Annotated in this window: 20 protein-coding genes and 1 riboswitch; of the genes, 10 read left to right on the top strand and 10 right to left on the bottom strand. The window is 28.8% G+C overall.

All coding sequences use genetic code 11. The features are described from left to right. The first annotated feature begins 140 nt into the window (after positions 1-140). Together KI686_RS08830 and KI686_RS08825 are read left to right on the top strand one after the other, a co-directional pair. Positions 141-1766 carry an aminopeptidase P N-terminal domain-containing protein gene (locus tag KI686_RS08830; protein WP_237588910.1) on the top strand — a complete coding sequence of 542 codons (1626 nt, stop codon included), beginning with the start codon at positions 141-143 and terminating at the stop codon, positions 1764-1766. Beyond that, positions 1767-1988, top strand: coding sequence for a VF530 family protein (locus KI686_RS08825; RefSeq protein ID WP_237588909.1), 222 nt, complete (start codon positions 1767-1769; stop codon positions 1986-1988). Positions 1989-2173: 185 nt separating this feature from the next. On the opposite strand, the gene KI686_RS08820 is transcribed toward KI686_RS08825, so the two are convergent. Next, on the bottom strand, positions 2174-3106 hold the full coding sequence (locus KI686_RS08820; RefSeq protein WP_237588908.1) for a sterol desaturase family protein: 933 nt from the start codon (positions 3104-3106) through the stop codon (positions 2174-2176). 288 nt (positions 3107-3394) lie between these two features. On the opposite strand from KI686_RS08820, the gene KI686_RS08815 reads away from it, so the two are divergent. Then, positions 3395-5191, top strand: coding sequence for an AMP-dependent synthetase/ligase (locus KI686_RS08815; RefSeq protein ID WP_237588907.1), 1797 nt, complete (start codon positions 3395-3397; stop codon positions 5189-5191). A gap of 30 nt (positions 5192-5221) precedes the next feature. Here KI686_RS08815 and KI686_RS08810 read toward each other — a convergent pair whose 3' ends face one another. The 6 genes from KI686_RS08810 to lysA all read right to left on the bottom strand — a co-directional run bounded on the left by KI686_RS08810 (position 5222) and on the right by lysA (position 12823). Next, positions 5222-7597: a type IA DNA topoisomerase gene (locus KI686_RS08810; RefSeq protein ID WP_237588906.1), complete on the bottom strand. Its 2376-nt coding sequence runs from the start codon at positions 7595-7597 to the stop codon at positions 5222-5224. Between the two features lie 153 nt (positions 7598-7750). Continuing rightward, positions 7751-7897 carry a hypothetical protein gene (locus KI686_RS08805; protein ID WP_237588905.1) on the bottom strand — a complete coding sequence of 49 codons (147 nt, stop codon included), beginning with the start codon at positions 7895-7897 and terminating at the stop codon, positions 7751-7753. 25 nt (positions 7898-7922) lie between these two features. Further along, a complete protein-coding gene (locus KI686_RS08800) occupies positions 7923-10046 on the bottom strand; it encodes a Tex family protein (protein ID WP_237588904.1) in 2124 nt (707 codons plus the stop codon). 236 nt (positions 10047-10282) lie between these two features. Next, on the bottom strand, positions 10283-10798 hold the full coding sequence (locus tag KI686_RS08795; RefSeq protein WP_237588903.1) for a GNAT family N-acetyltransferase: 516 nt from the start codon (positions 10796-10798) through the stop codon (positions 10283-10285). Between the two features lie 87 nt (positions 10799-10885). Next, positions 10886-11497 carry a fumarylacetoacetate hydrolase family protein gene (locus KI686_RS08790; protein WP_237588902.1) on the bottom strand — a complete coding sequence of 204 codons (612 nt, stop codon included), beginning with the start codon at positions 11495-11497 and terminating at the stop codon, positions 10886-10888. A gap of 96 nt (positions 11498-11593) precedes the next feature. Beyond that, on the bottom strand, positions 11594-12823 hold the full coding sequence (gene lysA, locus KI686_RS08785; protein WP_237588901.1) for a diaminopimelate decarboxylase: 1230 nt from the start codon (positions 12821-12823) through the stop codon (positions 11594-11596). A 225-nt stretch (positions 12824-13048) separates the two neighbouring features. Here lysA and KI686_RS08780 point away from each other — a divergent pair, with 225 nt between their 5' ends. From KI686_RS08780 to KI686_RS16830, 5 genes are all read left to right on the top strand, one after another. Next, positions 13049-14908 (top strand): DNA topoisomerase IV subunit B, encoded by a 1860-nt coding sequence (locus KI686_RS08780; protein ID WP_237588900.1) that lies wholly within the window; start codon positions 13049-13051, stop codon positions 14906-14908. After that, positions 14889-15089 (top strand): hypothetical protein, encoded by a 201-nt coding sequence (locus tag KI686_RS08775; protein WP_237588899.1) that lies wholly within the window; start codon positions 14889-14891, stop codon positions 15087-15089. Before KI686_RS08780 ends, KI686_RS08775 begins: the two co-directional genes overlap by 20 nt. Before the next feature lie 13 nt (positions 15090-15102). Further along, positions 15103-17829 (top strand): DNA gyrase/topoisomerase IV subunit A, encoded by a 2727-nt coding sequence (locus KI686_RS08770; RefSeq protein WP_237588898.1) that lies wholly within the window; start codon positions 15103-15105, stop codon positions 17827-17829. Between the two features lie 12 nt (positions 17830-17841). Beyond that, the gene (locus KI686_RS08765; protein ID WP_237588897.1) at positions 17842-18558 is read left to right on the top strand and encodes an aspartate/glutamate racemase family protein; all 717 of its coding nucleotides are present in this window, start codon (positions 17842-17844) and stop codon (positions 18556-18558) included. A 61-nt stretch (positions 18559-18619) separates the two neighbouring features. Further along, positions 18620-19936: a LuxR C-terminal-related transcriptional regulator gene (locus tag KI686_RS16830; RefSeq protein ID WP_306665751.1), complete on the top strand. Its 1317-nt coding sequence runs from the start codon at positions 18620-18622 to the stop codon at positions 19934-19936. A gap of 155 nt (positions 19937-20091) precedes the next feature. On the opposite strand, the gene KI686_RS08750 is transcribed toward KI686_RS16830, so the two are convergent. The 3 genes from KI686_RS08750 to KI686_RS08740 all read right to left on the bottom strand — a co-directional run bounded on the left by KI686_RS08750 (position 20092) and on the right by KI686_RS08740 (position 23500). Next, positions 20092-21228, bottom strand: a complete 1137-nt coding sequence (locus tag KI686_RS08750; protein WP_237588896.1) for an ABC transporter substrate-binding protein — start codon at positions 21226-21228, stop codon at positions 20092-20094. After that, entirely contained in the window at positions 21228-22265 is a 1038-nt protein-coding gene (locus KI686_RS08745) for a GMP reductase (RefSeq protein WP_237588895.1), read from the bottom strand. The genes KI686_RS08750 and KI686_RS08745 overlap by 1 nt, the downstream gene beginning before the upstream one ends. Before the next feature lie 119 nt (positions 22266-22384). Then, positions 22385-23500: an ABC transporter substrate-binding protein gene (locus tag KI686_RS08740; protein WP_237588894.1), complete on the bottom strand. Its 1116-nt coding sequence runs from the start codon at positions 23498-23500 to the stop codon at positions 22385-22387. Positions 23501-23784: 284 nt separating this feature from the next. On the opposite strand from KI686_RS08740, the gene KI686_RS08735 reads away from it, so the two are divergent. Further along, positions 23785-24702 (top strand): ABC transporter substrate-binding protein, encoded by a 918-nt coding sequence (locus tag KI686_RS08735; RefSeq protein WP_237588893.1) that lies wholly within the window; start codon positions 23785-23787, stop codon positions 24700-24702. 33 nt (positions 24703-24735) lie between these two features. Beyond that, positions 24736-24942: riboswitch (cobalamin riboswitch) on the top strand. 29 nt (positions 24943-24971) lie between these two features. After that, positions 24972-26843 carry a TonB-dependent receptor plug domain-containing protein gene (locus KI686_RS08730; RefSeq protein ID WP_237588892.1) on the top strand — a complete coding sequence of 624 codons (1872 nt, stop codon included), beginning with the start codon at positions 24972-24974 and terminating at the stop codon, positions 26841-26843. Positions 26844-26849 lie beyond the last annotated feature (6 nt).

Genomic DNA, 26849 nt, shown 5'->3' with positions numbered 1-26849 from the left:
GTTTTTTTGAGTAAATTTCTTCAATTTTTGGCTAAATTATTGAAAAATACACAATATTCAAGCACAAATATTTTGTAAAATTTTTCAGTTGGAAATAAATAATATTACATTTGGATGAATAACAACCAAACTTATTAATTATGAAGATTTTTAAAACGCTTTTAATTGCTTTTTTAGCAATATCCTTTCAGGGATTTTCACAAACGCCAACAGATTATTTATCTAAAGAATTCCATAAAGAAAGACGCGATGTTTTAAGATCTAAAATGCCAGCAAACTCAGTAGCAGTTTTATTTGCAAATCCGTTAAGAAATAGAGCAAATGATGTAGATTATGTTTTTCATCAAGATCCAAATTTTTATTACTTAACTGGTTATAGAGAACCAAATGCGGTTTTAGTTTTATTTTCTGATACTATTACAGATGAAAATGGAAATACTTATAACGAAATTTTATACGTGCAAAAACGTGATAAAAGAGCAGAACAATGGAATGGAAAAAGATTAGGAACAGAAGGAGCTAAAACAGAATTAGGTTTTAGCAAATCTTTAAATGCAGAAGAATTTGTAAATGCAAACATCGATTTTAAAAAGTTTGATAAAGTTTTTATAGAAAAATTTAATGATGATTATAGAAATTTAGGCGGTAATGCAGATACTTTTGATTTGGTAAAAGGATTTAAAATAAAAGCAGGTTATAATCCTAAATTATTTTTAACGGGTATTCAAGAATACGTTTACAGTAATATTGCAGAAACACCTGTAGAAAGTAGCGCAAATGTTATTCAGATTATTAATAGAGTAGAAAGTCGTTCAGATGAAGTTAAAGAAGATGAGTTAATTAAAAAATATAAAACAGCAACTTCAAACGAACTTAAAAAAGAAATAAAACAAAAAGTTTCTTTAGCCTTAAAACCAAAAACAAATATTGATGTTAAGTTTTTACCAACACATTTAGCAACAATGAGAGAAGTAAAAACAGCAGAAGAAGTTAAATTATTAACCAAAGCTGTAAGAATTTCTGCTGTTGGGCAAATAGAAGTAATGAAAGCAATGAAACCTCATATGTCAGAGACAGAATTACAAGGTATTCATGAATTTGTATATAAAAAGTACGGCGCAGAATACGAAGGTTACCCATCTATTGTTGGTGCTGGTAATAACGGTTGCATTTTACACTACATAGAAAATAACAAAACCAAAGTGGCAAATGATTTAGTTTTAATGGATTTAGGTGCAGAATATAGAGGTTTTACTGCAGATGTAACACGTACAATTCCTGCAAGTGGAAAGTTTACAAAAGAACAAAAAGAAATTTACGATATTGTATACAAAGCACAAGAAGCTGGTATTAAGTTATATACAATTGGTACAAGTATGCAAGCTCCAAACCAAGCAGCAAAAAAAATTATTAACGAAGGTTTGTATAAATTAGGAATTATAAAATCTATAGATGAAAAACATCCATATTTTCCTCACGGAACAAGTCATCATATTGGTTTAGATGTGCACGATCCAGGAAATTATAATACTTTTGAAGAAAATATGATTGTTACTATGGAACCTGGAATTTACATTCCAGAAGGTAGTAATTGTGATAAAAAATATTGGGGAATTGGTATTAGAATAGAAGACGATATTTTAGTAACAAAAACAACACCAATTAATTTATCTGGCGAAGCGCCAAGAAAAGCAGAAGACATCGAAAAAATGATGGCAAAAAAAACTGTTTTAGACGAGTTTATTTTACCAAATTTAGACAATTAAATGAGCAAAGAACAACCAAATAATCCGTTACACGGTATAAAATTAGCCACCATGTTAGAAGAATTGTTCTTAGAATATGGTTGGGAAGAATTAGGATATGCGTTAAATATAAATGCCTTTAAAAACAATCCTACCTATAAATCTAGCTTAAAATTTTTAAGAACAACGCCTTGGGCAAGAGAAAAAGTAGAAAAATTTTACCTAAAAAATATGATAGATTAATTTTTTTAGAAGCTATTTCCTGCTTTCCGCACTCGCTTTTTTTATCCTAAAAAGGAATAAAAAAGAGCTCAAACAAAAGCTACAATCAGGGCTAAACCAATTGATAAGCTTTTTGTAAAGCCGTAAGAACAATTCAATAATTTATAAAGTAAAAAATCTGTCAGTTTTTAAACTGACAGATTTTTTTATATTTTATTTTCTTTTAATAATTTACGTTGTTGTTTTATGGTTAAAGAACTACCATCGTGGCTCCAACCCGGAGGAGCAAAAGCATACATAAATTTATGATACCAATTTTTAGATTTTTTCATATCATTCCAAATATCTTTGTATTCATGCGTTAAAATTACAAACGGATTGTAAGAATTTGGCGGTGTTGTAACTCCGTATTTTATATCAATAGTTTCATCATATTCTTTAAAAGTACCAAAAATTCTATCAAAAATATTTAAAAATCCACCATGATTTTTATCCATATACTCAAAATTTTGAGCATGATGTACTTGGTGCATAGTATGTGTATTAAATATTTTGTCTAAAAAACCTAATTTACCAATGTAAACGGTGTGTAATTGAAATTGCCATAAAGCCTCAATACCCAAACAAACAACTAACATTTCTGGCGGAAAACCAATAGCAGTAATCCACATATAAAAAAATGGTTTGTAAAAAATGGTAAACCAACCATTTCTAACCGCAGTTCCTAAATTAAAATTATCAGAAGAATGATGCACTATGTGTGCAGCCCATAAAAAACGAACATTATGGTTTTGTCTATGAAACCAATAATAGCTAAAATCATCTAATAATTGACAAATAATCCAAACATACCAAGCATAACCAAAAGATTCGTAACCCATAATATTGGTACGAACACCATCTACTAATGGATTAAAAATTTCATACACAAAATTAAAAAGTACAATTGCTGCAATTGTTTTTGTTAAAGGTGCTAAAACTGCAGAACCAATACCCATTGTAAGGCTTGCTGCTAAATCTTTCCAATTATAAATTTTTTTGCTTTTTTCTTTTTTATTGTGTTTGCTATATGTTAATTCGACTAAAATAAGTCCTAAAAAACAAGGAACACCATATACAAGTGGGTTTGTAAAATCCATCTACTATTTTTAAATTTTTTGATAAAACTAAGGTAAAATAAGAGAATAACTAAAGTTTTTTAACGTTAGTTTTTTAAAATAATTGTTTTGTTGTTGCTATAAAGAGAAGAATTACGGTATAATTTTTAAAACCAAGACCTTGAGTTTTTTTGTTGATGTTTTTTTCTTTTCTTTTTAATTGCTATTTATTAACAACAATCAAAAAGGTTCTGTCTGTTTAAATATTTAAATATTCGTAAATTTGTAACCTATAAATATTATTTTTAAAAAATAATTGAAATATTAATTATGAATTACAAACATTTACTGAAAGTAATTAAAGAGAATACTAAAAAGTTTACTACTAAAAAAGCTATCTTTTATAAAGATGAAGCTTCTAAAAGTTGGAAAGGTGTTTCTTGGGATTCTTTTTACTTTCAAGTTCAGCAAGTTTCTAAAGCTTTAATTAATTTTGGAGTAAAAGAGCAAGATAATATTGGGATTTTTGCTCAAAACATGACAGAATGGATTATTGCAGACTTAGGTATTATGGGAACAAGAGCTGTAACAATTCCTATTTATGCAACCAATTCTAAAAAAGAAGCAGCATATATTGTAAACGATGCAAAGGTTAGTGTATTATTTGTTGGAGATCAAGAAGAGTTTGATAAAGCAGCAGAAATATCAGAAAACAATCAATATTTAAAATTAATTGTTGCGTTAACTAAAACAGTAGATTTAAAAAATCTTAAGAATGCTGTTTACTTTACAGATTTTATCAATGCAGAATTTCCAAAAAGTATTGAAACCGAATTAGAAAAGCGTCATTTTGAATCTGAATTAGATGATTTAGCAAGTATTATTTATACTTCTGGTACAACCGGAGAACCAAAAGGTGTAATGTTAGATCATAATAATTTTGCATCGTCTTTAAAAGCACACGAAGCAGAGTTAGATGTTAATGAAAATGATGTTTCTTTAAGTTTCTTACCATTAAGTCATATTTACGAGCGTAGTTGGGTGTTTTTCTGTTTACAGCAAGGTATTCAAGTATACTTTAATCAAGATCCAAAAAAAATAGCCGATGTATTAAAAGAGGTAAAACCAACTTTAATGTGTACGGTACCAAGAATTTTTGAGAAAATTTTTAATGCAATTCAAGAAAAAAGAAAAGAAGCTTCTCCTGCAAAAATGAAATTAGCTAGTTGGGCTTTAGGTATTGGAAATAATTATCATAATAAACATAAAAGACTAGATAAAAAAGTGCCATTAATGCTAGGTTTAAAATATAAAATAGCAGATAAATTGGTGTTAAGTAAATTACGTGGTGTATTTGGCGGAAATATAAAATTTATGCCATGTGGTGGTGCTCCGTTAGGTGCAGATTTGGTTTCGTTTTTCCATTCTTTTGCATTAAATGTAAAATGTGGTTATGGTTTAACAGAAACAACAGCAACGGTTACTTTATTTGGAGATCATCATTTTGAATTTAATTCTGCAGGAAAAACAATTATTGGTTCTGAAATTAAAATTGGCGATAATAACGAAATTTTAGTAAAAGGACCTGGAGTAATGAAAGGGTATTACAAAAAGCCAGAAGCAACTGCAGCTGTTTTTGAAAATGGATGGTTTAAAACTGGTGATGCAGGAAAAATAGATGCATCTGGAAATTTAATAATTACAGATAGAATTAAAGATTTGATGAAAACTTCTGGAGGAAAATATATTGCTCCGCAAAAGTTAGAAACGGCTTTAGTTAGCGATTCTTTTATAGAGCAAATTGCTGTTATAGGAGATCAACAAAAATATGTGACTGCTTTAGCGGTACCAAGTTTTGAAAATATTAAAAAATATGCAGTAGAGCATAAAATTAGTTTTAAAAATATAGAAGATTTAATTGCAAACAATCAAATTAAAACAATGTTAGAAAAACGTTTTGAAGAATTGCAGAAAGAGTTTTCTAAATTTGAGCAAATAAAAAAGTTTACTTTATTACCTAAAGAATTTACTATAGAAGCAGGAGAAATTACAGCAACGTTAAAATTAAAACGTAAAGTAATTCAGAAAAAATATAAGACACTTATAGATAAAATGTACGCAGAATAATAAGCTGTGTTTTTATAACTATTTTAAAAATTATTGACTGATAATTTTTAAAACCAAATCTTTAGTCAATGGTTTTCCATTGGCTATTTTTTTGATGTTTTCAAAAGTAAAAACAAAATCACAGCCTGTTTTATACTCAGAGCAACCATAGGCTGTTTTTCCTTTTAAAACAGTTCCTTTTTTACATTTAGGGCAAATTATTTTATTGCTGTCATTACGAGGAGTTTTCGACGAAGTAATCTCATTATTTTTAACAAATTGCTTCGTTTCATTCGCAATGACGTTTTTTTTCGGTTCTAGTTTTAAGGCAAAATTATCATCAAAACGCATCAATCCTTCAACTTTTCCTGTATCTGTTGTAAATCCTTTTAAATTGGTTGTACAACCTTTGTCTATTAATCTTATTAATTGATTTTCAGAAACTTTTTTACCGTAAATTACAAACGGAATTTTTAAATCGCAATTGTTTTTATACTCAGAACAACCAAAAGCAGAAGATCCTTTTAATAGAGTTCCTTTATTACATTTTGGGCAGGTTTTACCTGCAACCTGTTTTTTTGTTGATGCTTTTTTGGGTTTTGATTTTGACGAGTTCTCTACTGTGCTCGAATTTGTAGTCGCATTCGAGGAAATTCTTTTTTTAGATGTATTAGAACGGACTTCATACACTAACTGGTCTACCATTTTTTTCATATTATTTATGAAAGTTCCGGCATTAAAATCGCCACGTTCAATTTCTTTTAAACGTTTTTCCCATCGTCCGGTTAATTCGGCAGATTTTAATAATTCGTTGTCAATAATATTAATTAAATCGATTCCGGTTTGGGTTGGTAAAACCAATTTCTTTTTACGTTCAATATATTTTCTACGGAATAAAGTTTCTATAATACTTGCTCTTGTAGAAGGTCTTCCAATTCCGTTTTCTTTCATTAATTCGCGCATTTCATCATCATCAACTTGCTTTCCGGCAGTTTCCATGGCGCGTAATAAACTTGCTTCTGTATAATTTCTTGGTGGTTTGGTTTCCTTTTCTAAAAAAGAAGGTTCATGAGGTCCTTTTTCTCCTTTTACAAAAGAAGGTAAGGTCAATTTCTCATTCATTTCTTTTTTAATCTTACTTTCGTTTGTTTCAAAAACAACACGCCAACCTTTGTTTATAATTTCTTTTCCGGTTGTTTTAAAAGGAACATCTGCAGCTTTACCAATTACCGAAGTATTAGAAACATCAGAATCTGGGTAAAAAACAGCAATAAATCTACGCGTTATTATATCATATACTTGTTGTTGATTGTACTGTAAATTTCCTTCAATTCCTGTAGGAATAATTGCGTGGTGATCGGTTACTTTTTTGTCATCAAAAACACGTTTTGTTTTCTTTATTTTGTGACCTAAAAGTGGCTGAGTTAACTCGTTGTATTTGGTTAATTTAGATAAAATACCAGCAATTTTTGGGTATACATCATTCGGTAAAAAAGTAGTATCTACTCTTGGGTATGTAACTACTTTCATTTCATATAGCTTCTGAACTATTTTTAGAGTTTCATCTGCAGAAAAACCGAATTTATTATTACAATATACTTGTAAGCCTGTTAAATCGAACAGTTTTGGTGCATATTCTTTTCCTTTCTTTTTGGTAACAGAAACAACCTCAAAATCAGATTGCGCAACTTTATCGGCTAAAACCTGTCCGTCTTCTTTTTTAAGAAAACGCCCATCTTCGTAATTAAAAAGTGTGTTTCTGTAGGCAGTTTGTAATTCCCAATAAGGTTGAGGTTTAAAATCTCTAATTTCAAGATATCGATTTACCAACATAGCTAGGGTAGGAGTTTGCACTCTACCAACCGATAAAACTTGTTTAAAACCACCAAATTTTACGGTATATAAACGCGTTGCATTTAAACCTAACAACCAATCTCCGATAGCACGAGAATAACCAGCGTAGTATAAATTATCGTAATCTTCTGCAGGTTTTAAATTGTTAAAACCATCTTTAATAGCTTCTTCTGTAAGCGAAGAAATCCATAAACGTTGTACTTTTCCTTTGTAATTACATTGGTTAATTACCCAACGCTGAATCAATTCTCCTTCTGTACCAGCATCTCCACAATTAATGATAACGTCTGCTTTTTCAAAAAGACTTTTTACAATATTAAATTGCTTTTTAATACCAGCATCACCCGTAACTTTGGTATCAAAACGTTCTGGTAACATTGGTAAATTATTTAAATCCCAACTTTTCCAATGTGGTTTGTAATCTTTGGGTTCTAAAAGTGTGCATAAATGCCCAAAAGTATACGTTACCGCATAGCCATTTCCTTCATAAAAGCCATCGCGTTTTGTGTTGGCTCCTAGAATATTAGCAATTTCTCTTGCTACAGATGGTTTTTCGGCAATACAGACTTTCATTGATTATTTTTGCGGGCTCGAAATTAAGGAATTATTATATATTTAAAGATGTTCTTTTTACAATTGTTAATAAAATAGAAGTCCTTCAGTATTTTTTTAAAGCTGAAGGACTAAAACTGATATTTATATATTGTTCAGTAAATAGAATATATATTATTTTAATTTTGAAAGCTCATTCTTAACATCTTCCCAAGTTGTTTTTTTCTTTTTGCTTAATTCATTAACTTCTTGATGTATTTCATTCTTTTGAGCGTCTGTTAAGTCGTCCCAAAGATCATTTTTTTCTGTTTTATTGCTCATTTTATAAATTTAAGAAACTATTATTTTACTTCACCAAAGCTAATTGAATTCGTTTTCTAATCACATCAACTTCTAAAACTTTGGCTATTATTTGTTGTTGCAAACTTACAATTGTATTTACGTCTTTTACAAAAGTATCAGACAAATTAGAAACATGAATTAAACCACTTTCTTTAATTCCAATATCTACAAAACAACCAAAATTGGTAATATTATTTACAATTCCGGGTAATAATTGACCAACTCTTAAATCTGAAATGGTTTTTATGTTTTTATCAAAAGAAAACACTTTTGCTTTTTCTCTAGGATCTACACCTGGTTTTTCTAACTCTTTTACAATGTCTTTTAATGTAGGTAAACCAATATTTTCTGTACAATAATTTTGTAGATTAATTTTCTGAATCAATGCAGAATTCCCAATTAAATCGGTTACTTTTTTATTGATGTCTTTTGCCATTTTGTCTACAATAGCATAACTTTCTGGGTGTACAGCAGAATCATCTAACGGATTTTTACTGTTTTTAACTCTTAAAAAACCAGCAGCTTGTTCGTAAGCTTTTCCTCCTAATCGTGGTACTTTTTTAATTTCATTTCTAGAAGAAAAAGAACCATTTTCGTTTCTGTAATTTACAATGTTTTCTGCCAATTTTGGTCCGATACCAGAAACATAACTTAATAAAGATTCACTTGCTGTATTTATGTTTACGCCAATGGTATTTACACAACTTTCTACAGTTGTGTCTAAAGATTTTTTTAATTTGGTTTGATCTACATCGTGCTGATATTGACCAACTCCAATCGATTTTGCATCAATTTTAACCAATTCTGCCAAAGGATCTTGCAATCTTCGTCCTATAGAAACAGCACCACGAACGGTAACATCATAATTAGGAAACTCATCTCTAGCAATTTTAGAAGCCGAGTAAATAGATGCGCCAGCTTCACTAACCACAAAAACATCCACTTGGTGTTTAAACTGAATCTTTTTTATCAATTGTTCGGTTTCTCTAGAAGCGGTTCCGTTACCAATAGCAATGGCTTCAATTTTATGTGCTTCTGCTAACGAACTAATTTTTTTAATTGCATCAAAAGATTGATTTTGTGGAGCATGTGGAAATACGGTTTCATTGTGTTTTAAATCGCCTTGTGCGTTTAAACAAACAATTTTACAGCCCGATCTAAAACCAGGATCAATTGCTAAAACTCGTTTTTCACCTAAAGGCGATCCTAATAATAATTGTTTTAAGTTTTTAGAAAAAACTACAATGGCAGCTTCATCTGCTTTTTCTTTGGCAACAGTTAGAGTTTCATTAGATAACGAAGGAAAAAGCAAACGTTTAAAAGCGTCTTTAATAGCTAATTGAATTTGCTCTGAACATTCATTTTGACTGCGAATAATTCTGTCTTCCATTTTTTGAAGCGCTCTTTCGGTGTCAATTTCTATTTTAACTCTAATAAAACCTTCTTTTTCTGCACGTAAAATGGCTAAAAACCGATGAGACGGAATTCTACTTAAAGATTCATTCCAATCAAAATAATCTTTAAATTTTTGTGCTTTTTCATCGTCTTTTTTAGTTTTAATTACTTTGGATGAAATTTGTGCAAAACGCTCTAATTGGTAGCGAATATTATTTCTAATATCTGTACGTTCGTTAATCCATTCTGCAATAATAAAACGTGCGCCTTCTAAAGCATTTTCAACAGTTTCAACTTCGTTGGATGTGTATTTAGATGCTGTGTATTCTAAATCATTTACACGCTGACTCATCATCATTTTTGCTAATGGTTCTAAGCCTTGTAATCTTGCAGTTTCTGCTTTGGTTTTTCGTTTCTTTTTAAAGGGTAAATACAAATCTTCTAAAGCAATTAAATCTTTAGAATTGTTGATTTTATTATCTAATTCGGTAGATAAAACTTGTTGTTCTTCTAACGTTTTTAAAATAGCTTTTTTACGCTTTTCTAACGTTTCAAAAGTTTCTTTAAATTTTACAATTTCTCCAATTTCAATTTCATCTAAATTACCTGTCATTTCTTTTCTATACCTAGCTATAAAAGGAATTGTAGCATCTTCATTTAATAAAGAAATAGTATTTTCTACAGCTTTTGATGAAAGTTGAGTTTGTTGTGTTATGTATTGGTGTAATTGCATTTTTTTATTTGAATTTTATCAGAAAAAAGAAACCTCATAAAAATGAATTTATGAGGTTGTAAATATAGTTTTATTTTGTGTTTTGAGATGAAAAACTTCTCGATACAATTTTCTTCCTTTGTCAGAAAATCACTCGAAGTGACATTATGTGATAATGTTTTAAGTTTGATAATAAACAGACTGTCACTTCGAGTGAAATTCTTTTTTTTTAAGAATTTTGTATCGAGAAGTCTTTTTTAAAAAATTACTTTTTCAAAAGCCAAACGTTTTGCATTGTAGCTTGTGTAAATAATTCCACAATATTTGTAATCTAATTTTTTGATTAAAGCTTGCATTCCTAGATTGTCTTCGTGCGTATCAATCTTTAAACTTTCTATGTTTTTATCTTTTAATTGTTGATGAAATTCATCAAAAAGAAAAGTTGCCAAACCTAATTTTCTAAACTCTTTTTTAATTGCTAAACGATGTATAACTCCGTAAACTTTGTTTTCATCAATCAACCAATTTCCGTCTATAATTTTTTTATATGTTGGTTCTTTTCTTAAGGTAAACATAGCTGTTGCCATAACTGTATTTTTGTCATTTACAACAACGTAGCTTTCTTGATTTAAAATATCTTGTTCTACTTGTATTGCATTTGGATAACCATTTTGCCATTGATCAATTTTTAAAGAAGCTAAATAGTTTTTAGCATCATTAATAATGGTTTCAATTTGCGGAACATCTTCAATTTTAGAAAGTCTTATTTTCATCAAAAAGTATTATAAGGTTTTGCCAGGTTGAGCGCAATCGAAACCTTAACTAAAATTAATAGTTCTGGACTGCGCTCTAACAGACAATTATATCATTTTAAAATCTAACAATAATTCTCCGTTTACAGAACATTGTAAATGATCTCCTTTAAAAATTTCTCCTTTACCTAAAGCAGGTGTTCCTGTAAAAATTAAATCGCCAGGTTGTAAGGTCATATATTTAGAAATAAATACAATAATATCAGCAAAATCGTTAATCATATAAGCTGTATTACTTTTTTGTTTTTCTTCTCCGTTAATTTTTAGGTCAAAATCAATATCACCTAAATCATAATCTGCAACAGGTTTAAAGCTAGAAATTGGTGCTGCACCATCAAAACCTTTCGCAAATTCCCAAGGATGCTTTGTTTCTCTAGCATCTTTCAAAATATCTGTAGCTGTATAATCTATACCAACAGCAATTTCAGAAATGTAAGAGTTTGCTTCTTCTTTAGTAATATTTTTACCTTCTTTACCAATTTTAACCACTAATTCTACTTCGTAAATTAATTCGTTGGTAATACTACTAGGATATGCTACATCACAATTAACAGCTAAACTAGATTCTGGTTTAGAAAAAATAAATTTTTTACCTTTCTTTTTTTCTTCAATATCTTTTAAATCAGTAACGTAGTTACTTCCTATTCCTAGAATTTTCATTTTTAAATTGTTTTAATTTTAATACGTAAATTTAATAAAAAAATCCACCAAAAAATATATTTTCTGATGGATTTATAATTTGTAAAAAGGCTAATTTTAAGCTTCTACTTTTTCTGTTTTAGACAAATCAATTACTACTTGATTGTGTAAAATATCTTGAATAGTTTGTCTTTTTCTAATTAAATAATCTTGTCCTTTATACACCATAACTTCTGCAGGGATGTAGCGAGAATTATAGTTAGAAGCCATAGAGAAACAGTATGCTCCGGCATTATGGAAACATAAAATATCTTCTTCAGAAATTTCTGAAATTCTTCTGTTAGATGCAAAAGTATCTGTTTCACAAATATAACCTACAACAGAATAATAACGATCTCTACCTTCTGGATTAGAAATGTTTGTAATATGATGATAAGAATCGTACATCATTGGTCTTACTAAGTGATTAAAACCACTGTCTACATGAGCAAAAACAGTAGAGGTTGTTTGTTTAACAACGTTTACTTTTGCTAAAAAAGAACCAGCTTCAGAAACTAAAAACTTACCAGGTTCAAACATTAAAGTAATGTCTTTACCATAATCTGCACAAAATTCGTTGAATCTTTCTGATAATTGTAATCCTAATTGCTCAATATCTGTAGAAATATCACCTTCTTTATAAGGTACTTTAAATCCGCTACCAAAATCTATAAAATCGATGTTTTCAAATTGTTTTGCAACACCAAATAAAATATCAGAAGCACGTAAAAAAGTATCGATATCTAAAATATCAGAACCTGTGTGCATGTGAATTCCGTTAATATTCATCCCTGTATTTTCTACAACACGTTTAATGTGTGGTACTTGGTGAATAGAAATTCCGAACTTAGAATCAATATGACCTACAGAAATTTTAGAATTTCCACCAGCCATAATGTGTGGATTTATACGCACACAAACAGGAATATCTGGATGTTTTTGACCAAACTGCTCTAAAATAGATAGGTTATCAATATTTATTTGAACACCTAATTTAGCAACTTCTTCAATTTCTGATAAAGAAACTCCGTTTGGTGTATAAATAATATCGTGTGGTGCAATACCAGTAGTTAAACACAATTGTACTTCTTGCACAGAAACCGTATCTAAACCAGAACCTAAATTTTTAAAGAACTTTAAAATATTAATGTTAGAAAGTGCCTTAACAGCATAATTTAACTTTAAGTTTTTAACGCCACTAAAAGCATTTGTTAATCTGTTGTATTGAGATTCTATCTTGTCTGTATCGTAAACATATAAAGGACTTCCGTATTTATTTGCTAACTCTAATAATTGTGATCTTTCCACTTTGTATGATTTTATTACTAAGCCCCAAAAGTAATTAAATTGTTTAGTATATTATTATATGTTTAAAAATATAACATATTGTTTTTTATTGTGTTTTTTATATTTTTAAAGCTTAAGATTTTCGTTGAAATACTTGTTGATAACTAATTAAGTTACTTGTTTTATTTTATCATCTAGAATGCTATTTTAGCGAGACTTCAAACCTAAATAACAGTAAGATATTTCATGAGTCAAGAAACAAAATATACAGAAGATAATATCAGGTCTTTAGATTGGAAAGAGCATATTAGAATGCGTCCAGGAATGTACATTGGTAAATTGGGTGACGGTTCTTCTGCCGATGATGGTATATATATTTTGGTAAAAGAAGTTTTAGATAACTCTATTGATGAATATGTGATGGGTGCTGGTAAAACCATCGAAATTTCTATTAAAGAAAACAAAGTAACTGTTAGAGATTATGGGCGAGGTATACCACTAGGTAAAGTGGTTGATGTTGTGTCTAAAATGAATACTGGTGGTAAGTACGACTCTAAAGCATTTAAAAAATCTGTAGGTTTAAACGGGGTAGGTACAAAAGCTGTTAATGCATTATCATCTTATTTTAGAGTAGAATCTTCTCGTGAAGGAAAATCTGCTTCTGCAGAATTTAGCCAGGGTAATTTAGAAAATCAAGAATTTTTAGAAGAATCATCTCGTAGAAAAGGAACAAAAGTTTCTTTTGTGCCAGATGAAACCATTTTTAAAAACTACAAATTTAGAAATGAGTATGTAGCTAAAATGTTTAAGAATTATGTGTATTTAAATCCAGGTTTAACCATCATTTTTAATGGAGAAAAATTCTTTTCTAAAAACGGATTAAAAGATTTACTGGAAGATAACAACAATGTAGAAGACATGTTGTACCCGATAATTCATTTAAAAGGAGATGATATAGAAGTTGCCATTACACATAGTAAAACTCAATATTCAGAAGAATATCATTCTTTTGTAAATGGGCAACATACCACACAAGGAGGTACACATCAAGCTGCTTTTAGAGAAGCGATTGTAAAAACAATTAGAGATTTTTATGGTAAAAATTTTGAAGCTTCAGACGTTAGAAAATCAATTATTTCTGCTATTGCTATAAAAGTGATGGAACCTGTTTTTGAGAGTCAGACAAAAACCAAATTAGGTTCTACAGATATGGGAGGAGATTTGCCAACGGTAAGAACTTATATAAACGATTTTTTAAAAACCAAATTAGATAATTTTTTACATAAAAATCCTGACGTTGCAGAAATACTGCAAAAGAAAATATTACAAGCAGAAAAAGAGCGAAAAGAACTTTCAGGTATTAGAAAATTAGCAAAAGACAGAGCAAAAAAAGCTAGTTTACACAATAAAAAATTACGCGATTGTAGAATTCATTTAGGCGATGTTAAAAAAGAAAATTATTTAGAAACTACTTTGTTTATTACAGAGGGAGATTCTGCATCGGGTTCTATAACAAAATCTAGAAATGTAAATACACAAGCTGTTTTTAGTTTAAAAGGAAAGCCTTTAAACTCTTACGGATTAAGCAAAAAGATTGTGTATGAAAATGAAGAATTTAATCTTTTACAAGCCGCTTTAAATATAGAAGATGGCTTAGAAGATTTACGATACAACAATATTGTAATTGCTACCGATGCCGATGTAGACGGTATGCACATTCGTTTATTGTTGATAACGTTCTTTTTGCAATTTTTTCCGGAATTGATTAAAGAAGGACATTTATTTATTTTAGAAACGCCTTTGTTTAGAGTGCGTAATAAAAAACAAACTTTCTATTGTTATTCTGATGAAGAAAAACGCGAAGCAATAGAAAAATTAAGAGGAAAGCCAGAAATAACTCGATTTAAAGGTTTGGGGGAAATTTCTCCAAATGAGTTTGTACATTTTATAGGAAATGATATTCGTTTAGACCCAGTAATGTTAGACAAAGAAATGTCTATAGAACAAATGTTGCAATTTTATATGGGTAAAAATACTCCTGACAGACAGAAATTTATCATAGAAAACTTAAAAGTTGAGTTAGATTATGTTGAAGAGGAAGCGTAATACAAAAGCAATTAAAAGTATTATTAGTGGAGTATTGGCATTATTTATAATGTTTTGGGTGTTACAAATAGATTGGCATAATTTATCAAACAAAGAAAATTCAGGAGCAATTTTTGGTGTATTAGCAGGGGTGTTAATCATTATTGCATTGCAAATTAAACCTAAAGAATCTAAAAAATAATTATTTCTAATACATGAGTGAAGAAATAAACGACAACGAACACGAAGAAGAATTAATTAACGAGGGAGAAAATCCTCAAGAAGAAACCATTACCAAAGTTACAGGAATGTACAAAGAATGGTTTTTAGATTATGCTTCGTATGTAATTTTAGAAAGAGCTGTTCCTTCGTTAGAAGATGGTTTAAAACCAGTACAACGTAGAATTATGCATTCTATGAAAGATTTAGACGACGGACGTTACAATAAAGTAGCAAACATTGTTGGTCATACCATGCAATATCACCCGCATGGAGATGCTTCAATTGCAGATGCAATGGTGCAAATTGGTCAGAAAGAATTACTGATTGATATGCAAGGGAACTGGGGTAATATTTTAACCGGAGACCGTGCAGCAGCATCAAGATATATCGAAGCACGTTTGTCTAAATTTGCTTTAGATGTTGTTTTTAACCCGAAAACAACAGAATGGAAACTTTCTTATGATGGTCGTAGAAAAGAACCGATAGATTTACCAGTAAAATTCCCACTTTTATTAGCACAAGGAGCAGAAGGAATAGCAGTTGGTTTATCAACCAAAATATTACCACACAATTTTAACGAATTAATTGATGCTTCTATTAAATATTTAAAAGGTAGAAGTTTTAAAATTGTACCCGATTTTTTAACTGGCGGAATTGCCGATTTTTCTCATTATAACGATGGAAAAAGAGGAGGAAAAGTTAGGGTAAGAGCTAAAATTTCTCAATTAGATAAAAAAACATTGGTAATTAATGAAATTCCTTTTTCTACCACAACATCATCTTTAATAGATAGTATTTTAAAAGCTAATGAAAAAGGTAAAATTAAAATAAAAAAGATTGAAGATAATACGGCTGCAGAAGTAGAAATTTTAGTGCATTTGCCACCAAATGTATCGCCAGATAAATCTATTGATGCCTTGTATGCATTTACAAATTGCGAAACTTCAATTTCTCCATTATGCTGTACAATTAAAGAAAATACACCCGTATTTTTAGGTGTTTCAGAATTGTTAAAACATTCAACAGATTTAACGGTAGAATTATTAAAAAGAGAGTTAGAAATTCAGTTAAATGAATTAGAAGAACAATGGCATTTTTCTTCTCTAGAACGTATTTTTATAGAAAATAGAATTTATAGAGATATTGAAGAAGAAGAAACTTGGGAAGGTGTAATCGAAGCAATTGATAAAGGATTAAAGCCACACATTAAACACTTAAAACGTGCTATAACTGTAGAAGATATAACACGTTTAACAGAAATCAGAATTAAAAAAATATCAAAATTTGATATTGATAAAGCCAAGCAATTTATAGAAAGTTTAGAAGAAAAAATTGCGGGTGTAAAACATCATTTAGCAAATTTAATAGACTTTGCTATCGATTATTTTAAACGTTTAAAAGATACTTACGGTAAAGGAAAAGAACGTAAAACCGAAATTAGAATTTTTGATGATATAGTTGCCTCTAAAGTAGCTATGAAAAATGCTAAATTATATGTTAATAGAGCAGAAGGCTTTATTGGTACATCATTAAGAAGAGATGAATTTGTTACCGATTGTTCTGATATTGATGATGTAATTATCTTTAGAAAAGACGGTAAAATGATGGTTACCAAGATTGATGCAAAAACGTTTGTTGGTAAAGATATTATTCATGTTGCTGTCTTTAAAAAGAAAGATAGAAGAACAGTTTATAATTTTATGTACAGAGACGGATCTCGTGGGCCAAGTTATATGAAACGTTTTAATGTGTTATCTGTAACAAGAGACAAAGAGTACGATTTAACCAACGGAAATAAAGGCTCTATTGTACATTATTTTACGGCAAATCCAAATGGAGAAGCAGAGGTTGTTACTATTAATTTACGTTCTGTAGGTAGTGTTAAAAAGCTAAAATGGGATATAGATTTTGCAGATCTTGCTGTTAAAGGAAGAGCTGTAAGAGGTAATACAATTACTAAATACGCTATTAGAAAAGTAGAGTTTAAATCAGAAGGTGTTTCTACATTAAAACCACGAAAAATTTGGTTTGATGAAACCGTACAGCGTTTAAATGTTGATAATAGAGGAGATTTGTTGGGAGAGTTTAAAGCAGAAGATAAATTATTAATTATTACACAAAGCGGTAAAGCTAAAGCTGTAAAACCAGATTTAGCAATGCATTTTGATAATGATATGATTGTCTTAGAAAAATGGATGCCTAACAAACCTATTTCTGCTGTGTATTTTGATGGAGAAAAAGAGCGTTATTATATAAAACGCTTTATGATTGAAACTACAGAAAAAGAAGAGGCTTTTATTTCTGAACATCCAAAATCTAAATTAGAGATTGTTGTAACAGATTGCAGACCAATTGTAGAAATTGTGTATTCTAAGAGAAGTTTAGAAAACGAAGAAGTAAATTTAGAAGAATTTATTGCTGTAAAAGGAATTAAAGCTCTAGGAAATCAATTAACTACAGAAAGAATAAGACAAGTAAATCTATTAGAATCTTTACCTTATGAAGAGCCAGAAGAAGAGGTGTCTGAAGATGAAGAAGATGAACAGGAAGAAACTGTAGAAAAATTACCAATTGATTTGCCAGAAGTAGTTACCAAAAAGCCTGTTTTAGAAGAACTTTCTGCTGAAGAAAAAGCAAAAATAGCTTTGCAAAAATCTATTGCAAAAAAGAAGGCAGAAGAGAAAAAAAGAGATGATGAAAGCCAAACAAAATTATTTTAGTTCTTATAGTTTATGAAAAAGATAGGTTTAATTGGCGGAATAACACCAGAATCAACAGTTTTATATTATAGAATTTTAAATCGACTAAATGCAGATAATTTAGGTAAAACACACTCTGCAGAAGTTGTTATTAATTCTTTTGATTTTGGTAAAATATCACAACTTCAAAAAGAAAACAGATGGGATTTGTTAGATGAATTAATGGCAAAAACAGGTAAAAACCTACAAGATGCTGGCGCAACTTGTATTATAATTTGTGCCAATACAATACATTTGTGTATAGATGCTGTTAGAAAAGCAGTAAAAATTCCTGTAATTCATATTGCAGAAGCTACATCCAAAAAAATAATTGAGAGAAAGCTGAGTAAGGTTGCTTTATTAGGTACTAAATATACTATGGAAAAAGATTTTTTTATTGATGTTTTAAAATCTTTTAATATTGAAGCTGTTATTCCGGAAGAGGAAGATAGAGAACTTATTCATAACGTAATTTATAACGAACTTGCCTCTGGTGTTATAAATGAAATATCTAAAGAAAAATACCTGACAATAATAGAAAAATTAATTAAAAAAGGGGCGGAAGGTGTTATCTTAGGTTGCACAGAAATTCCTTTATTAATAAAACAAAAAGATGTTTCTATACCTGTTTTTGATACCACTAAAATTCATGCAACAGCAGCTTTTGAGTTTTCAACCAATTATCAGCAACAACAGCAACAACAGCAATAATATTCTTTCAACAGAATCTTCACCTAAAAAAGTAGAATATACTTTATAAATAATTTTATTAATGAAATTTGTTTTTTTTCTACTATTTATCTTTTTAGGTATAACTGCGTTTTCGCAAGAAGAAATTTATTATTACCAAGATATAAAAGGTACCCTCTCATTAAATGAAGTAAAAAAGGAAAATTTTTTATTACTAGAAAAAGAAATTAAAGAAGGGTATGGTAATAATGAGGTAGCTTATTGGTTTAAAGTGCCAGCTTATAAAACATCATTAAAATATATTTTTAAGATGGTGTATGATAGATATTATTTTGCAGACGCTTATATTGATACTATTAAATTAGAGAAAATACCAAATCAAAGATATTTAAGCTATAAATTTTCTAGAGATAATGATTTTTACATAAGAGTGAAACCAAAGTTTCATTCTTATATTCCTGTAGAGCTTAATAGTTTAGAGGATATTATTTTTGAGGAAACAAACTCACTATTAATCAATGGGTTTTACTACGGTTTTTCTATTTTAATAATATTTTTAAACTTTATTTACTACTTTTTATTTAAAGATAAGGTCTTCTGTTACTATGCGTTTTTTCAATTTACATTGTGTTTTGGAATATTTACGATGGATGGGATGCTTAATTACTACAATATTACGGGGTATTTAAACGAGTTAATTATGGTTATTAATTATGTGTCAATGGCTTACTTTTCATCTAAGTTTGCTGTAAGCTATTTGTTTATTGATACTTATTTTCCTAACCTTAAAAAATACACAAAATTTTTAGGATTTTGCATTCTTGTTTTTGCTATTCTATTTTTAGTTTGTACTAATTATTATAATCTATTAATTTTAAATATTCTTGTTTTTTCATTGGTGACTATTTATTGGGTTTGCGGTATAATATTATTTAATAAAAATTTTTACACTAAAATTTTAGTAATTGCAGATGCTATTATATTGTTTTCAGCAATTGATTATTTTGTCTTAAAATTTTTAGGTTTGTCAATTATAAATGTAGATTCTTTAAGTATAAAAATAGGTGCTTTTGTAGAGATGATAACGCTTTCTTTTGCTGTTTTATATAGAATGAATGTTTTGATTAATGAAAACAAATTCATGAAAAATGAAATTATAAATTACTCTAAAGAATTAGCAAAATCTACTAATGATAATCAGTCAAACAAAGAGCAAAATTTAACAGAGTTAAGTAAAAGAGAAAAGGAGATTTTTGATTTAATTGTACTAGCTAAATCTAATAAAGAAATTGCAAGCGATTTAAATATATCTATAAATACTGTTAAATTTCATATTAAAAATATTTATGAAAAATTAGAGATTAAAAGTAGAAAAGAGGCTCTAACTTTTAAAATTTAAAAAAACCACCCTCAAACTACCCTTAAACTACCCGTCTATATACTTTGTTTTTATGGGTTTATGGCTATTTTTGGAGAGCGTATACATTTTGTATGCCTTCCCCCAACTTTTATTTACCTTCAGTTATTTTTTATAAATTAACTGAAGGCTTTTTTTTATTTCATTTTTTCAAAAAAAGTAAATTCGTAGTTTGGTAGTAATTCTGGATTTGTAATTTTAATAATATCCTTTAAAACCAAATCTGGTCTTGTTGTAGCCAATTCATAATAAATAACACCGCCTGTTTTTCCTTTTTTAGTTGATGGAGTGTAGATGTTATCCGTTTTAAAAGAATCAAATTTTTCATATAATTGATTGCTTTGTAAAAGTTGTTCTTTAGAAGAAAAATAACCAGGAGCAATCCAAAAATCAGCATCTTTTCCTTTATCAAAAACACTCTCAAAACTTAAAGACAAACTTCCTTTTCCTTTTGTTTCTTGCCACAAATAATTAACGTTAGCATCTTTTAAAAAAGTAGCAACAAAACTTTCTCCGGCAGGTAAGTTCCAAATATCTTTACTCATAATTGCACCAGATAAAACAGTTGGTTTTTTTGTAGATTTTAAAGCAATATTTTTAGCTTCTAAATAATTTGATTCAATAGTTTTAAAAATACTATCGGCTTGTTTTTCTTTATCAAATAAAACACCAAAAAATTTAATCCATTCTGCTCTTCCTAATGGAGTTTCTTCTAACCAATCTCCATTATAAATAACATTAATACCCGCTTTTTTTATAGTGGTTAAAGATTTATCTGCAGAAGAAACACTATAACCAACAACCAATTCTGGTTGTAAATCGAGTAATATTTCTGTATTTAAAGAACTTTCTTTTCCTATTTCTATTATTTTTCCTGTATCAATTAAAGCTCTTGTTTTTTCTGATGATACATATTTAGCATAAGGAAAACCAACAATAGAAGTTTCTTTATTTAACAACTCTACCATTGGTATGTGTGTTGTTGAGGTAACTACTATTTTTTCAATAGGTGTAGAAATCATAGAAGTATTAAACTCTCTTATTTTAGCATCTGTTTTTCTTTTAATAATGTATTCAAAAACTTTATCAGAATTTTGATAAGCAGATTTAATTATAAGTTTTTTAACTCCATTTTCATCAACAATATCAAAACCTTTTGCATATTTAATAGCACTTTCGGGTTTTGTTTTTTTAGTAGTTTTTACCGTTTCCTTTTTACAAGAAACGGTAAATAATAAAAATGTAATTACGGAAATTATTTGTAATTTCTTCATTAAGAATAAACTTGGTTTTCTTGTTCTTGAACTCTAATAAAAGTGGTTCTTTTAGTTAATTCTTTTAATCTGCTTGCACCAACATAAGTACATGTAGATCTAATACCGCCTAAAATATCAATAATTGTATTGTCTACATTTCCTTTAAAAGGCACTTTTACTGTTTTTCCTTCAGAAGCTCTATAATTAGCAACCCCACCAGCATGTTTGTTCATGGCAGTTTCAGAACTCATACCGTAAAAAGCTTTAAACTTTTCTCCATTTTCTTCAATCAATTCTCCTCCGCTTTCTTCGTGTCCAGCTAACATTCCGCCTAACATTACAAAATCGGCACTACCACCAAAAGCTTTAGCAATATCACCAGGAATTTTACAACCACCATCAGAAATTATTTGTCCGCCCATTCCGTGAGCAGCATCTGCACATTCTATAATTGCAGACAGTTGCGGATAGCCAACACCTGTTTTTACACGCGTTGTACAAACAGAACCAGGCCCAATACCAACTTTAATAATATCAGCGCCAGCTAGTAATAATTCTTCAACCATTTCTCCAGTAACAACATTACCAGCAATAATTATTTTGTTAGGATGATTTTTACGCATTTTCTGTACAAAATTTACAAAATGTTCAGAATATCCGTTGGCAACATCAATACAAATAAAATTTATTTGCGGAAATTCTTCTAAAATTTGCTTTACTTTTTCAGAATCTTCTTTTCCTGTTCCGGTACTTACAGCAATATTATTTAATGTTTTTTGGTCTGTATTGTTGGCAAAATCTCTCCATTCTTCAATAGAATAATGTTTATGTATTGCGGTAAAAAGACCGTGTTTTGCAATTGCTTTTGCCATTTCAAAAGTACCAACAGTATCCATATTAGCGGCCATTATTGGTATTCCTTTCCAAACTACATCACTATGTAAAAAAGTAAATTCTCTTTCTAAATTAACTTGCGATCGCGATTTTAATGTAGAACGTTTTGGGCGAATCATAACGTCTTTAAAACCTAATTTTAAATCATTCTCTATTCTCATCTGTAAAATTAATTAAGCGATAAATATATTGAATTTGTAAGTGATTCTATTGGTTTTGATTAGTTTGTTTTGTCAACAAAAAAAGTATTTGGTAGTTTTTATAAAAAGAACCAACAGTTTTAGTTACCTAATTTTTTAAAGAATGTTAATTTGTAATTAGGCAATATAGTTGGATGTGTAATTTTAATAATATCTTTTAAAACTAAATCTGGTCTTGTAGGAGATGTTTCAAAATAAATGATTCCTCCAGTTTCTCCTTTATCAGCAGCGTATGTATACACATTATTTTCTTTAAAAGAATTAAAAGAACTGTAATATTGATTAGAGTTTAACATGTTTTCTTTAGTTTCATATAAACCACAACCTATCCAATAATCTGCATTAACAGCTTTGTCTAAGACACTTTCTATACTTAGATTTAAACTTGCGGCTCCTTTTGTGTTTAGCCATAAATAATTAGTGTTGGCATCATTAAAATAACTGGCAATAAAACTTTTACCAGCAGGTGCATACCATATATCTTTAAAAAGACTACCAGACATAATTGTAGGTTTTGTTTTGGCTGTAGAAGCCATTTTTTTTACAGATAGATAATTGTTTTTTATTACATTAAAAATACTATCGGCTTCTTTTTCTTTGTTAAATAAAACTCCAAAAAACTTAATCCATTCAGCACGCCCAAGTGGTGTTTCTTCTAGCCAATCTCCATTGTAAATTACGGGTATTCCGTTGTTAGCAATTGCTTTATAAGCTTTATTGCTATCATTTAAACCAAAACCGATTACTAATTCTGGAGCCAATTCTAATAATTTTTCTGTATTAATTGTCTGTTCGTTACCAAGTTCGGTTATTTTATCTTGGTTTATAAGCTTTCTTGTTTTTTTAGACGAAATAAATTTTGTTTTAGGGAAACCTACTAGATATTTTTCCGCATTAATTTGCTCTAGCATAGATATATGTGTTGTGCTTGTTACAACAATACTATTTACAGGAACTTTAAGGGTGTTTTTGTTAATGTCTGTTTTGTTACTTAAAATATAAGTATAGTTTTTTTTGGCATTTTGATATGGCCTCTTAATAATTAACTTTTTTTGATTACCATCTGTAATGATATCAAAACCTTTGGCATATTCTACGGTGCTTTTGGTGTTTTTATTTAAAATTGTTTTACTTTTTTTTTCTTTACAAGAAATAAAACTATAACAAATAATTAGGATTGATAAAAGATGTCTCATTTTAAAGCAATAAATTTTTTATGGAATATTATGAATGATTCGTGTAAACTTCTGACAAAAAATCGGTGTTTTTAAAAATATTTTTTGATTAATTCTTAACTAAGAATTTTACAGTTTTAGATGATGTAAAGCTATTTAAGATTTTTTTTTTTAAGGTTATAATTTTAAGAAAAAATATTTTTAATAATCAAAATATTTTAATTTCTACGCTTAGAAACATTTTTAGAAAAGTAAAAATATCCTTAAAAAGGATGTAAATTTGTAAGTAAAAAAATAAAATATAAATGATAGTTTCTTCTTTTATGCCTGCAGTAACTCAAATGATTTACGATATGGGTTTACAAAAATATTTAAACGGAATTACTTTTGAATGTCCTAAAATTGCATTAGAAGAAAAACAAGTTGCTGTTAGATATAAATTAGAGGGGCAAAAATTAACAAGCGAAGAAATAAATGCTATTTTTTCTAAAACAAAGAAAGAAGGAGGTACTTTATATTACGTAGATGAGCCTGTCTTAAACAGCGTTGCACCAGATATTATTTTTACACAAGATGTTTGTGATGTTTGTCAAATAGATACTGCATGCGTAGCAACATCTGCATATAAATTACCAAAAATACCCGAATTAATTTCTATTACACCAAATTCTTTAGAAGATGTTTTTGATAATGCCATAACTATTGCAACTGCTCTAGAAAAAAAAGAAATTGGTTTGGAGTATGTGCAGCAATTAAAAGAAAGAATTTATGCTATTATAGATACTCAAAGAGCCAAAAGAATTCAGACTAAAAGTGTCTTACTTTTAGAATGGATAGATCCTTTATTTAATTGCGGGCATTGGATTCCTCATCAAATTGGGTATGCTGGTGGTATCGATTTATTATCACATCCTTCTGGAGATAGTATTGTAATACCTTGGGATAAAATTGTAAAATACAATCCAGAGGTATTAATCATTGCACCTTGTGGTTACAATGTTGCAAGAACAAAAGAAGATATGCAATTCTTAGAAAATAAACCAGAATGGAAATCATTAAAAGCAGTAAAAAACAAGCAAGTTTTTATTGCAGATTTTGATATGTTTACCCAATCTTCTGCAGGAACTTTAGTAAACGGGATAGAATGTTTAGCAAAAATGATTCATCCAGAGCATTTTGAGATTTCAGAAAAATTAAGTCGTAAATTCTTAAATTATAATTAATTATTATTTGTTGATTATCATAAATAATAATCTATTTTTGCCAAAAATTAAGGTTTTATTCTTTTAGGATAAATTAAAAGGGAATTCGGTTAAAAACCGAAGCTGTTCCCGCAACTGTAAGCTACAAAGCTTGTAATTATTTAATGTCACTGTTTGTATTTCTAAAATAAATTAGAATAAAAATGGGAAGACCAATTACAAGACGCAAGCCAGGAGACCTGCCTGTATTTTTAACAATTAAAACTTTCGGGATAAAAGTTAACGTAAACATGAAAAGACTCATATTATTTGCAATATTCTTTATTGTAACAAATTCTATTTTATCACAGAACGACTCTATTAAAAATATTTTAGATGAAGTTATTGTTGTTGCTGATAAAAGAATAGCTAAAAATTCTAAAGGCTATAAAATTACTACCTTAAACGATTCTATTTTACTAAAAAATACAGAATCATTTACTTCTCTTTTACGTTTTAATTCTCCAATTTACTTAAAAGAATATGGTGCAGGAGGTACAAGTACAGCTAGTTTTAGAGGAACAAGTGCATCTAACACAGCAGTAGTGTGGAATGGTATAAATATTAACTCAATTAATAATGGGCAAACAGGTTTTAATTCGTTAACGGTTAGTTTATTCGATCAAATTTCTATTAGAAGTGGAGGTGGAAGTATAGAATATGGCTCTGGTGCAATTGGTGGAACTATTCATTTAAATGATGAATTAAAATATCAACCTAAAAAAACAATTAGTAATCAATTTATAGCATCTTTAGGTAGTTTTGATACTTTTAATGCTTTACATAAATTTAAAATGTATGCTGATAATTTTTCATTAAAAATAGGGTTTTCTTACAACCAATCTCAAAATGATTATAAATTATTAGGTACAGATTACAAGAATTTTAATGGAGCTTACAAAAATCTAAATATTAATGTAAGTTTGGGACATAGATTTTCTACTTTATCTCAAATAAAATTTTACAGTACAAGTTATGCTGCAGAAAGATTTTTTTCTGGAGAATTACCAAACCCAACTTCTGCAAACGAAAAGTATAAGGATTATAATAATAGAAATTTATTAGTCTATACTTATGATGATAAAAAAATATCACACGAATTAAAATTCGGATTTTTAACACAAGAATATCAGTATTTTGAAGATAAAAATTCAACAGAATTTAATTTTGGTAAAAGCAAAAGATACATTACAAACTACTCATTTTCATATCAATTACAAGAATTAAAAGCAGTAGTTACTTCATATTCAGAATATGAATCAATTTTTGGTAAAACGGATCAAATTTTAGAAAAAAATAGAAGACAATTTTCTCAATCCATACTTTATAATCAAAATTTAGCAAATGCTGTTTTTTTTGATGCTAAAATTAGAAAAGATTTTAATTCAGATTATAAAGTGCCTTTAAGCTTTGCACTTGGTATAAAATCTAAAAAAATTAATAATTTATTTGTTAGGGCTAACGCATCTAAAAATTACAGAGTACCTACTTATAATGATTTGTATTGGCCAGGTCAAGGTAATACAGACCTGATACCAGAAATAGCTTTACAAGGAGAGTTTGGGGTTGTTTTTAAGAATAATATATTAAGTATAGATATGTCTGTGTTTTATATTAATGCTGAAAATAAGATTGTTTGGACACCAAATGGAGATCCAGAGAGACCAGGTATTTGGACGCCTATTAACTTAACAAATACAGAAAATAAAGGAATAGAGGTTGCTTTAAATTTTAAAGAAAATTTTAAAAATCATTTTGTAGACTTTAACTTAACTTATGGTTATACAGAAGCAAAAAATAAAGAAACACAAACCTATTTAATTTTTGTGCCAAAACATTTATTGAACAACAACTTGTCTTATCGTTATAAAAAATATGGCTTTTTTTACGAGCAATTATTTACAGGGAAAACATTTACAACAGAAAGCAATTCTAAAGATTTTATTGTGCCTAGTTTTTACGTAGCCAATATTGGTAGTTATTATAAGATATATAATTATAAAGAAAAACAAATATCTATTGGTTTCAGAGTAAATAACATTTTTAACGAATTGTATGTTACACAACCTAGAAGACCAATGCCAAATAGGAATTTCAAATTAAACATAAACTATAAATTTTAAAAAAAA

The sequence above is a fragment of the Polaribacter sargassicola genome, from assembly GCF_021991835.1.
Classification (GTDB): Bacteria; Bacteroidota; Bacteroidia; order Flavobacteriales; family Flavobacteriaceae; genus Polaribacter; species Polaribacter sargassicola.
Note: the sequence above shows the minus strand (reverse complement) of the source record. Positions and strands in the feature narration are given on the sequence as shown.